16 protein-coding genes are annotated in these 13,573 nt (G+C 41.2%); 12 read left to right on the top strand and 4 right to left on the bottom strand.

What is annotated here, in order from left to right:
• Nucleotides 1-11 precede the first annotated feature (11 nt).
• Nucleotides 12-884: a proline iminopeptidase-family hydrolase gene (locus U5907_08140; protein ID WRQ32543.1), complete on the bottom strand. Its 873-nt coding sequence runs from the start codon at nt 882-884 to the stop codon at nt 12-14.
• Nucleotides 885-967: 83 nt separating this feature from the next.
• Here U5907_08140 and U5907_08145 point away from each other — a divergent pair, with 83 nt between their 5' ends.
• The 10 genes from U5907_08145 (at nt 968) to guaC (ending at nt 9,389) form a co-directional block, all read left to right on the top strand.
• Nucleotides 968-1,780: a tetratricopeptide repeat protein gene (locus tag U5907_08145; protein WRQ32544.1), complete on the top strand. Its 813-nt coding sequence runs from the start codon at nt 968-970 to the stop codon at nt 1,778-1,780.
• A gap of 42 nt (nt 1,781-1,822) precedes the next feature.
• Entirely contained in the window at nt 1,823-2,479 is a 657-nt protein-coding gene (fsa, locus tag U5907_08150) for a fructose-6-phosphate aldolase (GenBank protein WRQ32545.1), read from the top strand.
• Nucleotides 2,472-3,263, top strand: a complete 792-nt coding sequence (locus U5907_08155) for a J domain-containing protein (protein WRQ32546.1) — start codon at nt 2,472-2,474, stop codon at nt 3,261-3,263. The genes fsa and U5907_08155 overlap by 8 nt, the downstream gene beginning before the upstream one ends.
• Nucleotides 3,256-3,642: an HIRAN domain-containing protein gene (locus tag U5907_08160; protein WRQ32547.1), complete on the top strand. Its 387-nt coding sequence runs from the start codon at nt 3,256-3,258 to the stop codon at nt 3,640-3,642. The genes U5907_08155 and U5907_08160 overlap by 8 nt, the downstream gene beginning before the upstream one ends.
• A 60-nt stretch (nt 3,643-3,702) precedes the next feature.
• Nucleotides 3,703-4,032 (top strand): nucleotide pyrophosphohydrolase, encoded by a 330-nt coding sequence (locus U5907_08165; GenBank protein WRQ32548.1) that lies wholly within the window; start codon nt 3,703-3,705, stop codon nt 4,030-4,032.
• Nucleotides 4,029-6,413 carry a DNA/RNA helicase domain-containing protein gene (locus U5907_08170; GenBank protein ID WRQ32549.1) on the top strand — a complete coding sequence of 795 codons (2,385 nt, stop codon included), beginning with the start codon at nt 4,029-4,031 and terminating at the stop codon, nt 6,411-6,413. Before U5907_08165 ends, U5907_08170 begins: the two co-directional genes overlap by 4 nt.
• A 219-nt stretch (nt 6,414-6,632) precedes the next feature.
• Entirely contained in the window at nt 6,633-7,124 is a 492-nt protein-coding gene (locus U5907_08175; GenBank protein ID WRQ32550.1) for a glutathione peroxidase, read from the top strand.
• A gap of 13 nt (nt 7,125-7,137) precedes the next feature.
• On the top strand, nt 7,138-7,605 hold the full coding sequence (locus U5907_08180) for a MarR family transcriptional regulator (protein ID WRQ32551.1): 468 nt from the start codon (nt 7,138-7,140) through the stop codon (nt 7,603-7,605).
• A 157-nt stretch (nt 7,606-7,762) separates the two neighbouring features.
• Nucleotides 7,763-8,320 (top strand): HDIG domain-containing metalloprotein, encoded by a 558-nt coding sequence (locus tag U5907_08185; GenBank protein ID WRQ32552.1) that lies wholly within the window; start codon nt 7,763-7,765, stop codon nt 8,318-8,320.
• A 25-nt stretch (nt 8,321-8,345) separates the two neighbouring features.
• Entirely contained in the window at nt 8,346-9,389 is a 1,044-nt protein-coding gene (guaC, locus tag U5907_08190) for a GMP reductase (GenBank protein WRQ32553.1), read from the top strand.
• A gap of 3 nt (nt 9,390-9,392) precedes the next feature.
• On the opposite strand, the gene U5907_08195 is transcribed toward guaC, so the two are convergent.
• Genes U5907_08195 through U5907_08205 form a run of 3 tightly spaced genes read right to left on the bottom strand, consistent with a single transcriptional unit; the run spans nt 9,393 to nt 11,561 of the window.
• Nucleotides 9,393-10,070, bottom strand: a complete 678-nt coding sequence (locus U5907_08195) for a DUF2461 domain-containing protein (GenBank protein WRQ32554.1) — start codon at nt 10,068-10,070, stop codon at nt 9,393-9,395.
• Nucleotides 10,071-10,110: 40 nt separating this feature from the next.
• Nucleotides 10,111-10,851 carry a fructosamine kinase family protein gene (locus U5907_08200; GenBank protein WRQ32555.1) on the bottom strand — a complete coding sequence of 247 codons (741 nt, stop codon included), beginning with the start codon at nt 10,849-10,851 and terminating at the stop codon, nt 10,111-10,113.
• 8 nt (nt 10,852-10,859) lie between these two features.
• Nucleotides 10,860-11,561, bottom strand: a complete 702-nt coding sequence (locus U5907_08205) for an NAD(P)H-binding protein (protein WRQ32556.1) — start codon at nt 11,559-11,561, stop codon at nt 10,860-10,862.
• Between the two features lie 55 nt (nt 11,562-11,616).
• Between U5907_08205 and U5907_08210 the strand changes: the two genes are divergently transcribed.
• Together U5907_08210 and U5907_08215 are read left to right on the top strand one after the other, a co-directional pair.
• Nucleotides 11,617-12,696, top strand: a complete 1,080-nt coding sequence (locus tag U5907_08210) for a serine hydrolase domain-containing protein (protein ID WRQ32557.1) — start codon at nt 11,617-11,619, stop codon at nt 12,694-12,696.
• A gap of 57 nt (nt 12,697-12,753) precedes the next feature.
• Nucleotides 12,754-13,563, top strand: coding sequence for a pantothenate kinase (locus U5907_08215; protein WRQ32558.1), 810 nt, complete (start codon nt 12,754-12,756; stop codon nt 13,561-13,563).
• Nucleotides 13,564-13,573: the final 10 nt, after the last annotated feature.

Below are 13,573 nucleotides of genomic sequence, written 5' to 3' on the forward strand. Positions count from 1 at the left end.
AATTGTTAATGTTAGTTTTCTATAATTCTCAGAAAATCTCTCACTGCTTTTATGTACTCCTTCTGCTTTTCCAAGTGGTGGGAGTGTGAGGCATTTTCGAATACTATAACCTTTGAACCCTCAATTTTGTTTGAAAAATATGTCAAGGACTCAGGCGTGGCCTCGTCAAACTCTCCGGCTGTAAATAATACTGGAACTTTTATGGCACTTATTCTCTCTGATGCATCGTAATCTTTACAGGTTCCGTTTACTGTGAATTCGCTAGGGCCCCACATATAGGCATACATCTCAGTATTCATTTTTTCAAATGTTTTTTGCATTGGTTCAGGCAGAGGTTGTATCCTGCACAGGTGTCTGTTATAGAACTCTGCCAATGCTTTCTGATATTCCGGGTTATTAAAATCCCCCCCGGCTTCACACCTGAGAATTGTACTTTTCATCATGTCAGGCATCTGATCTATGTACTCTCTTTGATCTTCAGCCCAACGGCTGGAGCTTATCAAAGGGGCAGACAGAATAAGACTTTTTATTCTGTCAGATAACCCGGAAAGAGCATATTCAACTGCCAGGGTTCCGCCCCAGGATTGTCCAAGGATATGGTAATTTTTAAAATTAAGGCTCTTACATAATAAATCCAACTCCTCTACATATCGTTCTATTGTCCAAAGAGATACATCCGCGGGATTGTCTGATTTTCCGCAACCAAGTTGATCGTAGAATATTACAGGTCGTTTGTCTGCCAGCTCTTCAAGAGGCAGAAGATAGTCGTGCGTGGCACCAGGGCCGCCATGTATGAGAATTAACGGGGTTCCCCCTTTTTCTGTCCCTGCTATTTTATACCAGATCTTTCCTCCGGTTACTGAAAGGTAATTTTCTTTAACCATAAGACTACTCTATTTTTACACTTAATTCTTTGAATATAATAAAAATAATTAGTACTACCTTTAATAAGTTTAAAAATAGCGAAATGAAAAGGTTTGCACTAATGATTGCTATTATTTCAGGATTTTACTCTGCTCTTACAGCTCAAAACATTGACCTCAATTTTTTTGACAGGCTTACTACCGATACGGCTTTCTGCAGAAAGTCAGCAGAGCAGGGACTCCCAATTGCTCAGATTATAATGGGTGACAGGTATGAGAGTGTAAATGATTATGAAAAGGCAATGGAGTGGTATTCACAGGCTGCGATGCAGGGTGATGGGATGGCTTACTACAATATAGCAATGTTGTACTTTCACGGGAAAGGTGTGGAGAGGAGCTATGAAACCGCAGGCGGGCTAATGCTGGAGGCTATTAACAAAGGCTATGAAAACAGCACGCTTCACAGATATTTGGCATATAGTTACTTAAATGAGGGTAAGGAGCAACACAGAGTTCAGGCTGTTAAATGGTTCCGTATTGCAGCCGGAGAGGGAGACGGCGAGTCAATGTATATGCTCGGTATGATGCTTAGAATGGGGTTGGGAACAGATGTCAATAAGCAAGAGGCCTTCTCCTGGTTTATGAGAGCTTCTGACAAATTTGCTTATGCAGATCTTGCCATTGCATCCTGTTATGGTAATGGAGAGGGGGTAGCCCAAAACTATCCGGAAGCAATCAGATGGTTTGAGAAATGTCTCAAATCTGATGCTCCGGAAGTAGTTCTTGAGGCCTCATATTCTCTGGGTATTTGCTACCTGAAAGGTAACGGAGTCACTAAGGATGAGGAAAGAGCAGAGGAGTATCTGAGGTACGCCGCTGAAAGAGGACACAAAGGGGCTCAGCAATTCTTTGAGTAATAAGAGCTATCTTTGTGTAAATTCATCAAAAAATTAAACCTCATGAAATTTTTCATTGACACTGCAAATCTTGATCAGATAAAAGAGGCCAATGACCTTGGAGTCCTTGACGGCGTAACAACAAATCCATCGCTTATGGCGAAAGAGGGCATAAAGGGTGACTCAAACATCAAACAGCATTATATAGATATATGCAACATCGTTAAGGGTGATGTAAGTGCAGAGGTTATTGCGACAGACTTTGAAGGGATGATAAAAGAGGGGGAGGAGCTTGCTGCTCTTCATGAACAGATTGTTGTTAAAGTACCTTGTACAAAAGAGGGTATTAAGGCAATAAAATTCTTTAGCGAAAATGGCATCAGGACCAATTGTACGCTTGTCTTTACTGCAGGCCAGGCACTGCTTGCCGCAAAGGCCGGAGCAACATATGTCTCTCCATTTGTAGGGAGGCTGGATGATGTCTCCACCGATGGAGTTGCCCTGATAAAGCAGATAGTGGAAATTTACAACTACTACGGCTACCAGACCGAAGTGCTTGCCGCCTCCATCCGCCACACAATGCACATTATCCAGTGCCTTGAGGCGGGCGCCGATGTAGCCACCTGCCCGCTCGACGCTATACTCGGCCTATTGAAGCATCCGCTGACTGATATCGGCCTTGAAAAGTTCTTGTCTGATTATAAAAAGGTGAATGGCTGAATTAATTCCCATAAATGACCCTTCTGCCAAGATACTGGTTGATCTTCGCAAGGATTTTCTGGAGTTATATACAAAGCATAAATATATGGTTGAGAATGATTTGCTTATTCTCAACTCAATTTATCTTGAAAAAATAGGGCATCTGCAGTTGAAGCTTCTTCAGAAACAGGCTGAGGCAGCCAGGTGTAAATTTAAGATGATGCTACTACAGACAGCTGTAAACAGGAGCGAAAGGCCGGATTTAGGACAGATTGAACAGCAGGTGGAGGCAAAGATGCAGAGCCATTACGCAAGAATTAGTGAACAGGCAATGGCTATGGAGGCAGCAAAGCATGTGCTTTCAAATCTGATGAGTGAGGAGGATAGCGGGAAACTAAAGGAGCTTTTCAGACTATTGTGTAAAAGATTGCATCCGGATTTGAACCCTGACCTTACCGAGGAGGAGCGGGACCTGTTTGTTAAGGTCAAGGCGGCATATGAACTAAAAGATATTACAGAGTTGCAGGGTATTTTGCTCTATCTGGATGGAACAGGAGGCGATAATCCTTTAAATCTCACACCTCAGGAGAGGGCAGAGCGAATTAAAAATCTTGAGAAAAGTATTAATGGGCTTATTGTCAAGGTAGAGGAACTCAGAATGAGTTTTCCTTTTAACATTGAGAAGCAGATTATGGACGACAACTACATTGCCGGCAGACAGGAGGAGTTAAATGCTCAATGTTTCGCTGCCGATAATGACATTGCACAGTACAAAGAGATAATCAGCCTGATACTTGATGAATAATTCAATTATACCTGTCACGCCGGGATTAATGGCTTTGCTGAACGCAAGCCAAACCGGAGTATCGCCTTTCAGAAACGAGATATTTCTCCTGGAGGTTGTTGTTGCCGGCACCTCTTTCTGCCATGACATTAAAAGTGTTGAGGAGCAGATTGCTCCGGAAAAGGTTCTTACGCTTAAGAGGGAGCCATCCAACGAGCACGATGAACAGGCAATTGCAATCTACTGCGAAAATGTGAAGGTGGGTTATGTTCCTGCTGAGATGAATCTGGTATGTGCCAGGCTAATGGATGCCGGTAAGATGTTTTTCTGCCGTGTTGTTTCAAAAGAGTGGCGAAAAGACTGGCTAAAGATTAAGGTTAATATTTATATGCTGGATTAGCGTTAGATGGCCTTTTTTTATTGATATATTTGTAAACGAATATTTTTAAAACTCTCCAAAATGTCAGAATTGAATGAATTAATTTCTAAAATCGTAAAATTTCGCGATGACAGAGATTGGGCGCAATTTCATAATCCTAAAGACTTAGCGATTGCTTTAAATATTGAGGCTTCTGAACTACTCGAGTTGTTTTTATGGAAGAATGAAGATGGAGCAAACATCGGCAGAGTTAAAGAGGAGTTAGCTGATATATTAATCTACTCTCTTCTTTTAGCTAACAAATATAACCTGGATGTTCAGACTATTATTGAAAGTAAACTGAAACAAAATTCAGAAAAGTATCCAGTAGACAAGGCAAGAGGTTCTGCCAAGAAATATAACGAGTTATGATTGTTTATCAATCATTAAAGGATGGCTTTCTTAACGATGTTGTTAACAATGAAATTGAGATAAAGATTGAGAGAGCTTACAGATCTTTTTTAGGAAGGAGACCATCACCTAATGAGGTTTTCTCCTGGGCTAATTCGATGCAAAGAATGAAGAATGTTTTGGAGGATCCGGAAATTGCTTCTGATGCAGGTATTTCAATTGAATTTCAAATCCCACTGACTTCAAAAAGGATTGATTTCATAATTACTGGTTTGGATGTGGAGAAGAGAGAGAAGGTGGTAATTGTAGAACTAAAACAATGGAGCTCTGCAGAACTGACTGATTTGCCTGATCTTGTAAGGACAAGATTTCAGCACGGATTCACAAATACTGTCCATCCTTCATATCAGGCATGGTCTTATGCTTCAACCCTAACGGATTATAATCAAACAATTCAGGATGATAAAATTGATATTATTCCTTGTGCATATCTTCATAATTATAATCCAGATGGTGTTATAACAAATGATCTCTATAAGTACTATATAGATAAAGCGCCTGTTTTTTTAAGGAATGATGCACTTAAACTAAGAGAGTTCATTAAAAGATTTGTGAAATTCGGGGACAGCAGAGAGATAATGTACCGAATAGAGAATGGGAAATTAAGACCATCTAAACAACTTGCTGACGCCGTCGGCTCAATGCTAAAGGGGGTTAGTGAGTTTATAATGATAGACGATCAGAAGCTGGTTTATGAAACGGCTATAAAAATGGCAAGGATATCAAAGCATGGTAAAAAGCAGGTTTTGATAGTAGAGGGTGGTCCTGGTACAGGTAAAAGTGTAATTGCAATTAATCTTCTGGCTAATTTGACAAAAGAGGGAATGGTTGCAAAATATATTTCAAAGAATGCAGCCCCAAGAGCAGTCTACGCAACTAAATTGAAAGGAAGAATTCGTAATAGTAACATTAACAATCTTTTTGGAGGTTCTGGTAGTTTTATTGAATGTGAGAACAATATTTTTGATGCTCTTATTGTTGACGAAGCTCACAGACTGAACCTTAAGAGTGGTCTGTTCCAGAATTTGGGAGACAATCAGATTACTGAAATTATTCAGGCGTCAAAATTTTCAGTTTTCTTTATTGATAATGACCAGAGAGTTCATATTAAGGATATAGGTACAAGTAAGGAGATCTCTGATATTGCTCTTGGACAGGGTGCGCATGTAGCAAAACTTAAGCTTGAATCACAATTTAGATGTAATGGTTCTGATGGGTATTTATCTTGGCTTGATAATACTTTACAAATAACGAACACTGCAAATATCAAGCTCTCAAACAAAACATTTGACTTTAGAATATTTGACGATCCAAACGAACTCAGAAGAGTAATTGAAGAGAAGAATCTCATAAATAACAAATCAAGGATAGTTGCTGGATATTGCTGGGATTGGAAAAGCCAAAGGAATCCAGAAGATATGGATGTTGTTATTCCGGAGTTTAATTTTGCAATGAAGTGGAACTTAAGGAATGATGGAAGCAACTGGATAATTGCACCTAATTCTGTAAATGAAGCCGGTTGTATACATACTTGTCAGGGTCTGGAGCTGGATTATGTGGGAGTAATTGTGGGAGGTGATATGAGATTTGAAAACGATGAGGTTGTGACTGATTTCAACGGGCGTTCTGCGATGGATCAATCTCTGAAGGGAATAAAAACTAAGTTCAAAGAGAATCCGGAAGAGGCTCTTCAGATTGCTGACAGAATAATCAAGAACACATACAGAACATTAATGACTCGCGGGATGAAGGGCTGCTATGTTTATTTCTGTGATAAGAATCTTGCAGATCATTTTAGAATGCAAATGGAAGTTCTTGATAATGTGATAGTCCATGAATTCCAAGATGCTATCCCTGTTGTTGAACGACTTAGGATTGAGCCAGATGTGATGGAGAGTGCAAAGTTTGTTGACTTTCTACCTTTTTATACAATAAAAGCAGCATGTGGTAAATTTGCAGATGGTGAAGATATCGATAAATCTGGTTGGGTAAGGGCAGAGGGAGTCGGCAAATTAAACGCAAATATGTTTGTTGTTAAAGCTTCCGGAAAATCAATGGAACCCCGGATTCCTGACGGGTCACTTTGTGTATTTAACAGGAATGTAGCAGGATCCAGAAATAATAAAATAGTTCTTGTTCAGCATCACTCCTTTTACGATCCGGATCATAGCGGCAATTTTACAATCAAGATTTACACAAGTGAGAAGAGCTATGATTCCAAAACCGGAGAGTGGCGTCATGAAAGGATTATTCTTAAGCCGGTAAATAAAGATTTTGAACCAATCATCTTATCAGAAGATGATAACTATAATGTAGTGGGTGAACTTGTTGCTGTTTTGTGAACAATACCTCCCCACCCTCACACCTCAGAGGAAAAGTGTCAAACATCAGTATATCTGTACGTTAGTAAATTATTAAATATTCACTAATCATAACATTATCAAGCGTTTGACACTTTTCCTCTGAGGCAAGAGCGCACGCGCAACCCCACGCTAAATTTTGTTTTTCTAGATTTTATTTTTTACCTTTGCATCGTAAACGATATAATCTAGCACGATAAAATGACAAATAAAAGTTTTTATGATTTCGAAGTGGTTACGCTTCAGGAGAAAAGGGTCTCAATGGCAGACTATAAGGGTAAAACGGTGATTGTGGTTAATACTGCAAGCAAGTGTGGGCTTACACCGCAGTTTGAGGGGCTGGAGAGCCTCTATCAGAAGTATAAGGATAGGGGACTGGTGATTCTCGGCTTTCCTTGTAACCAGTTTGCAAACCAGGAGCCGGGCAGTGCAAGTGATATTCAGGAGTTCTGCCAGATTAATTATGGGGTTACCTTCCCTATGTTTGCAAAGGTGGATGTGAACGGCCCCACTGCCGATCCGCTGTTTGTCTATCTGAAATCTAAGCTGGGCAGCATATTTGGAAGCAAAATAAAATGGAATTTTAATAAGTTTGTGGTTGACAAAAACGGCAAGCCGGTTAAGAGGTTCTCTCCATTTACAAAACCTGAGAAGATGGAGTCATTTCTGGAGAAAATTCTCGAAAAACTCTGAAATATAAAGAATTATGAAAGATAAAAGTGAGATGTTATATCTGGAGAATCAGCTATGTTTTCCTTTATATGCAGCCTCAAGATTGACCACTCAAATCTACACTCCGCTCCTTGATGAGCTGGGTCTTACCTATCCGCAATATCTTGTACTGCTGGTTCTCTGGCAGCACGGAGAGATGCCGGTAACTGAGATTTGCAATAAACTTCTGCTTGAATCAAACACTGTTACACCGCTGCTCAAACGCCTCGAGCAAAAGGGTATCGTAAACAGACGCCGCTCTGAATCGGACGAACGGAGCGTTATAGTCTCCCTCACCCGGGAGGGTACTGACTTGAAAGCGAGAGCCATATCCATCCCCGAGAAGATAGTCGCCTCCTTCAGCGGCAGCAACATCACAGAGGCCGAGGTCATCGCCTTCCGCAGTACTTTGCTGAAGCTGCTACCTCAGAGGAAAAGTGTCAAACAGCACAATATCAAATAATTAAGACTATTTATCAGTTTTCATAACGCTCAGATTATTAGGTGTTTGACACTTTTCCTCTGAGGTAGCAGCTGTTACCCTGAGGTAGCTGGCCGTGGCGGCTGGGGTGGTTGTGCTTTGTGTTTTTTACTAACTTCGTTCTTCAAATTATTCTGATATGAAAACACGCGACCACTACCTAAAACTTTTAAAAACACATATATCCAATCCTAAAATGATTGCACATTGTCTTGCATCTGAGGCGGTGATGAGGGCGCTGGCTGTGAGGCTGGGGGAGGATGCGGATAAGTGGGGGCTGGCGGGGCTGATGCATGACCTGGATGTGGAGATTACGAATGGGGACTCATATAAGCATGGAAATATTGCTGCCGATATGTTGAGGGATGAGGGTTTTCCGGAGGATGCGGTTGAGGCGATTATGTTGCACAATGAAAAGGCAACGGGCAGGGTGAGGAGTGAGAGATTCCATCATGCTTTGGCTGCGGGTGAGACTATTACCGGGCTTATATTTGCAGTTGCACTAGTCTATCCGGACAAGAAAATCTCCAGTGTTAAGACAAAATCGGTGGTGAAGAGAATGAAGGAGAAGCTCTTTGCCGCGTCCGTGCATCGGGAAAATATTCTTGAGTGCGAAAAGCTGGGGATTCCGCTTGATGAATTTGCAGAGCTGGCAATTGAGGCACTTGCGCCCATAGAGACTGAGCTGGGCTTCTGATTTAAACGCTTTAATTAATCTCAAAATGAGAATAGAATATGATATAAAACTGGGTTTCAAGGATGTGATGTTCCGTCCTAAAAGATCGACACTTAAGAGTCGCTCTCAGGTTAAATTAGAGAGAACTTTCAGGCTCCTGCACAATAAGACCGAATGGACAGGGGTGCCTGTGATGGCTGCAAATATGGATACTGTGGGCACTTTTGAGATGGCACTTGCCCTATTTAAACATAAAATGTTCACTGCTATCCATAAACACTACTCTCTGCAGGAGTGGCGGGAGTTTATGACTAAAGCTCCGGCAGGAATTGAGAATTTTATCGCTGTAAGTACAGGAACTTCAAGTGTTGACTTTGATAAGCTTGTAAATGTGGTTAATGAAAACCCTCAGTTAAGGTTTATCTGCATTGATGTTGCAAATGGTTACTCAGAGCACTTTGTTGCCTTTTTGAAGAAGGTGAGAAAGCAGTTTGTTGATAAGGTTATTATTGCCGGAAACGTTGTTACCGGTGAGATGGTTGAGGAGCTGCTCCTTTCCGGTGCCGATATTATAAAAGTGGGCATTGGCCCGGGGTCGGTTTGTACAACCAGAGTAAAGACAGGAGTGGGTTATCCCCAGCTCTCTGCCATTATTGAGTGCGCCGATGCTGCTCATGGCCTTGGAGGTCTTATCATCAGCGATGGTGGTTGCTCAACTCCGGGAGATGTTGCGAAGGCATTTGGTGCCGGAGCCGATTTCGTGATGCTTGGCGGAATGTTTGCCGGTCACGATGAGAGTGGCGGAGAGATTATGGAGAAGAACGGGGAGAAGGTGAAGATATTCTATGGAATGAGTTCGGCAACGGCAATGAAAAAGCATTCAGGGGGTGTGGCCGAATATCGGGCCAGCGAAGGGAAGACAGTTACTGTCCCTTACAGAGGAAAAGTTGATGAAACTGTCCTTGATATACTTGGAGGGGTCAGAAGTACATGTACATATGTGGGTGCATCTCAGCTTAAAGAGCTTTCAAAACGCACTACATTCATAAGGGTTGAGGAGCAGGAGAATCAGGTCTACTCAAAGGCCTAGCAATTAATCCTTCTCAAAAGCGTAGCTGATTGCTTTGTTTAGCAGGTCGTGGAACTCTTTAGTGGTCCTGTACTCTTGAACAGATCTTTCAATAAGGTCAGGTGAGGTCATCCAGCTGTCGTCAACGTACCTGGTGAGGAAGTAGTTTTTTAGCTTAAGATAATCTGCATATTTGAATTCTGAGGGGTATCCGCCGGGTACCCTTTTTAGTGCCTCGCCTGTCTCAATCTTAAAGTTATTTGCTTTAAAAATGGTCTCCTGAAATTCGTCTCCGTTCAGGAATATCTCTTCGCGTATGCTTTTAAGCGCAGCCGGTTCCGGTCTGTAAACACCAGTGCTCAGGATGTTGCCTCCTATATAATTAGCACCCTCGGCCTCAACATGGAAATAGTATCCGGAGTACCCGCTCCCTCTTCCGTAGGGTGATATAAATGCACCCATATGGGTCTTATAGGGGTTCTTGTCTTTTGAAAACCGAACATCTCTGTATATCCTGAAAGTACAATCTTTTGCTGAAAGTTTAGCAATTGACGGGTCGAATGAAGAGATACCGGCAATAAGCTTATTTACTGTATCGTTAAAAATCGCCTGTGCCTCTTTGTACACAGGTTTGTTATCTTCAAACCACTCTCTGTAGTTGTTTTGCTGAAGATTATTAAGAAATTCCAATACTTTTTTCATGCAGACAAATATACAATTTTTGCTTATAGGGGGTAACTAGTTACACAGATGAAATAAGCCTCTCCACCTCTCCAAGGTAGCCGGTCCCAAACAAATTAAGATGGTTCATCAGGTGGTACAGCTGATACACCCTCTCTCTCTCTTGCCATCCATCCAAGAGAGGGTACTCACTGTTGTAGGCGTTATAAAAATCTGGGGGAAAGTATCCAAAAAGTCTCGTCATTGCAAGGTCTGCCTCTCTGTGCCCGTAGTAAACAGCAGGGTCAATAAGAACAGCTTCGTCACGGGTATTACAGATATAATTCCCTGACCACAGATCCCCGTGAAGAAGTGATGCCCCTTCACTATCAACTCCGGATAGCAATATTCCTGCTCTTCTCTCCAGATTTGCAAATCCTGTTTTTACTCGCTTAGTTAACAGACCATTCTCCTCCAGTAAAAGATACTGGGGCAACAGCCTTTTATTAAAGAAAAACTGACTCCAGTCAAACCTCTCATTTTCTGAAGGGATATTAAATTGAGGTGTGGCTCCTATGAAGTTGTTCTCATAAAATCCATATTCAGAGTGTTTGAATTTATGAAGCCTGGCCAGCCCTCTTCCAAAATTAATAAAGAAATCAGGGGTTGGTTTTGTGGTTGATATAAATTCAGTTGTAATAAAATTTGGCCCATACGAGATAACCTTGGCAACAGGCAACGCATCCGCCTTAGCAAGCTCTCTGAGTCCGTTTGCTTCGCATTTGAATGAATCTCCTGCAGGTCCTGTCTTTGTATGCGCCATCATATAAATCAAACGCCTGACAGGTTTTTTTGTTCAGCAATTAGTCTCTGATACAGTTTTGCTATTTTTACGATATCGTTATAATAAAATATACTTTGAAGATTTCCTTTATTTACTGAAGCTTGAATCATTGCCCTCGCAAGGATATCTGTATCCATTCCTCTGTATTTTGAGAGAGACCCAATCATAATTGGAGAGATAATTCTCATTATCCAGGCTGAAACACTTTCCGCAATCCTAAAATCTGAAGAGTCCCTTTTTCCCATTAAGAGAGATGGTCTGAAGTGCAAAACACTCCCTCCCATTGCCTCAGATGTTCCATCCTCCATCTCCGCCTTTGTTTTCAGATAGAAGCCTCCTTGATGGGATGCTCCTATACTTGAGATATTTATCATCAGCTTAACACCGTTTGCAGATGCGACTTTTGCGAAGGCAACAGGTATGTCTCTGTCAATCCGTTGCTGCTCCTTTTTACTGCCTGCCTTTTTTAAAGTGGTTCCCATAGCATTAAAGAGTAGATCTCCTTTAATCTCTTTCCTGATTTCAAAAGGATTCATATTATTTAATACGAAGATTTTAAGCTTAGGGTGTCTCATTTCGCTCTCTCTTCTTTGAAAAACGATAACCTCTTCAAATCTATTGTCTTCGAGGAGCTCTCTGACTAATTTCCCGCCGGTAAGTCCGGTTGCTCCTATAACTATTGCTTTCATATATTTCCTTTTACTCTTGTAAAAATAGGTAACTTTATGGTCTAATTATAATTCAATGTTTAAATATCTTACTCTATTTGCAGCCTTTTCGATTTTAATATCTTCAGGGATTTATTCACAGGAGAGGGTTAAAGAGATAGTAAAAGAGGCGGGAATACCATTAATACAAATAGCCTTTTTGGAAGGCAGACAGGTCAGGAACTTTGAAATTTCTACTGTAGACAGTATAGTACCACGGGTGGATAATTCATCTGTTTTTCAGGCAGCCTCTCTTAGTAAGCCGATATTTGCATATATAGTCATTAAAATGGCAAGCAGAGGAGAGATAAATCTTGATGAACCGCTGGTAAATTATACAGATCCCGGAAGGTTTGAGAATATTGAATTAGCATCTAAACTTACAGCCAGGATAGTCCTCAGCCATAAAAGCGGGCTGCCAAACTGGTCATCCTCACCAAGCTCTGCCGAGTGGCCGGCATCAAAGATCTTTTTTAAATTTAAACCGGATTCTGCATTTACATATTCCGGAGAGGCTTATGCATTTCTTCAGAGAGCTGTGGAGAACATCAAAGGAAAGGGGCTGGAGGAGATAGCCCGGGAGGAGGTTTTTAAACCTCTTGGTATGACCTCCTCGTCCTATTTGTGGATGGATAAATTTGATTCGCTTGCAGTACCAGGGTTTACCAGGGAGGGTGTTAACCGGGGTGTAGGGAATTTCCCCAGAGCAAATTCTGCTTATACCTTAAGAACTAATGCAACTGATTATATGAAGTTTCTGATGGCCCTGACTGATGGAAAAGAAATTGGTAAAAGGTGGAGAGATATTATTTTGACACCTGTTGTAAATGCAGTTAGATATCCAGAAAGGCCAAGAGATTGTGATAATAAAATATTCTGGGGACTTGGTGTGGGCATTGAGAGAAATCCTGAACTGGGAGATCTTCTCTTCCATTGGGGGGACAATGGTAACTTCAAGGCACTCTTCTTGATTTCCTCCAAAAATAGAGTGCAGCATAAGAGAATTCTAGTCTATTTTACAAATAGCGCTGCCGGCCATGATATAATAGACAAGATATCAAAGCACTTTTTTGGAAACAGGGAGAGCGTTGCAATACACGACTGGGTACTTAAATAATTCCGGGGTACAAACCATTTTACTATATTTGACGGCTATTTTCAAATTTTTTAAGCCATGATTATAGGCATAGACATAGGAAGTACTACCACTAAAGCGGTAGCTGTTGAGGGTGGAAAAATTCTCACAACAGTAAAAACCAGAGCATTTGATTCGGTAACTTCAGCCACCGGCGCACTTGGAAAAATGATTTTGGAGAACAATTTTAATATCTCGTCAATTGAGAAGATTATAATTACCGGTGCGGGGTCAATTAATATCAACAAAGAGATTTTTGGAATAACAACTCACAAGATTGATGAGATTCATGCTATTGGCCTTGGGGGTATGTTTCTTGCCAAGAGAGACCCTGTTGTTATAGCTAATATCGGAACGGGAACCTCAGTTATAGAAGCTTCAAAAGAGAGAATTCTCCATCTTGGTGGAACCGGAGTTGGAGGGGGTACTATAACCGGTCTCTCAAAGGAGCTGATAAAAACTTCAGACTTTGACAATATTATAAGGCTTGCTGAGAAGGGTAACCTGGATCAGGTTGATTTGCTTATTGGAGACATATCGGAGAAGGAGATCAGTTTTCTGGATAAAACGGCAACAGCTGCTAATTTTGGAAAGATGCTGGACACTGCACAGAAGGAGGATATTGCCATAGGTATAATGAATATGGTTTTTCAGGTTATTGGAGTAATTTCTGTTTTTGCTGCAAGAAGCAGACATGCGAATTGTGTGCTTGTGACCGGAAACGGGAGCAGAAATCAGATTGGTCAGCGAGTTTTAGAGGGTATTTCCAGGATGTACAAAATTAAATTTGAGTTTCCTCCGGATGCTGAGTATGCAACAGCAATAGGAGCAGCTTTAAGTGAGAATTGAAATAGGGGAA

It is taken from the genome of Bacteroidales bacterium MB20-C3-3 (assembly GCA_035609245.1).
In the GTDB taxonomy this organism is placed as follows: domain Bacteria; phylum Bacteroidota; class Bacteroidia; order Bacteroidales; family UBA932; genus Bact-08.

Bases quoted from the DNA above. Each gene is read 5' to 3' on its own strand.
- U5907_08185 (WRQ32552.1), top strand. From the start codon at position 7,763: ATGAAAACACGCGACCACTACCTAAAACTTTTAAAAACACATATATCC.
- U5907_08155 (WRQ32546.1), top strand. From the start codon at position 2,472: ATGGCTGAATTAATTCCCATAAATGACCCTTCTGCCAAGATACTGGTT.
- U5907_08145 (WRQ32544.1), top strand. From the start codon at position 968: ATGAAAAGGTTTGCACTAATGATTGCTATTATTTCAGGATTTTACTCT.
- U5907_08205 (WRQ32556.1), bottom strand. From the start codon at position 11,561: ATGAAAGCAATAGTTATAGGAGCAACCGGACTTACCGGCGGGAAATTA.
- U5907_08160 (WRQ32547.1), top strand. From the start codon at position 3,256: ATGAATAATTCAATTATACCTGTCACGCCGGGATTAATGGCTTTGCTG.
- guaC (WRQ32553.1), top strand. From the start codon at position 8,346: ATGAGAATAGAATATGATATAAAACTGGGTTTCAAGGATGTGATGTTC.
- U5907_08200 (WRQ32555.1), bottom strand. From the start codon at position 10,851: ATGGCGCATACAAAGACAGGACCTGCAGGAGATTCATTCAAATGCGAA.
- U5907_08175 (WRQ32550.1), top strand. From the start codon at position 6,633: ATGACAAATAAAAGTTTTTATGATTTCGAAGTGGTTACGCTTCAGGAG.
- U5907_08215 (WRQ32558.1), top strand. From the start codon at position 12,754: ATGATTATAGGCATAGACATAGGAAGTACTACCACTAAAGCGGTAGCT.
- U5907_08180 (WRQ32551.1), top strand. From the start codon at position 7,138: ATGAAAGATAAAAGTGAGATGTTATATCTGGAGAATCAGCTATGTTTT.
- U5907_08140 (WRQ32543.1), bottom strand. From the start codon at position 884: ATGGTTAAAGAAAATTACCTTTCAGTAACCGGAGGAAAGATCTGGTAT.
- U5907_08195 (WRQ32554.1), bottom strand. From the start codon at position 10,070: ATGAAAAAAGTATTGGAATTTCTTAATAATCTTCAGCAAAACAACTAC.
- U5907_08170 (WRQ32549.1), top strand. From the start codon at position 4,029: ATGATTGTTTATCAATCATTAAAGGATGGCTTTCTTAACGATGTTGTT.
- U5907_08210 (WRQ32557.1), top strand. From the start codon at position 11,617: ATGTTTAAATATCTTACTCTATTTGCAGCCTTTTCGATTTTAATATCT.
- fsa (WRQ32545.1), top strand. From the start codon at position 1,823: ATGAAATTTTTCATTGACACTGCAAATCTTGATCAGATAAAAGAGGCC.
- U5907_08165 (WRQ32548.1), top strand. From the start codon at position 3,703: ATGTCAGAATTGAATGAATTAATTTCTAAAATCGTAAAATTTCGCGAT.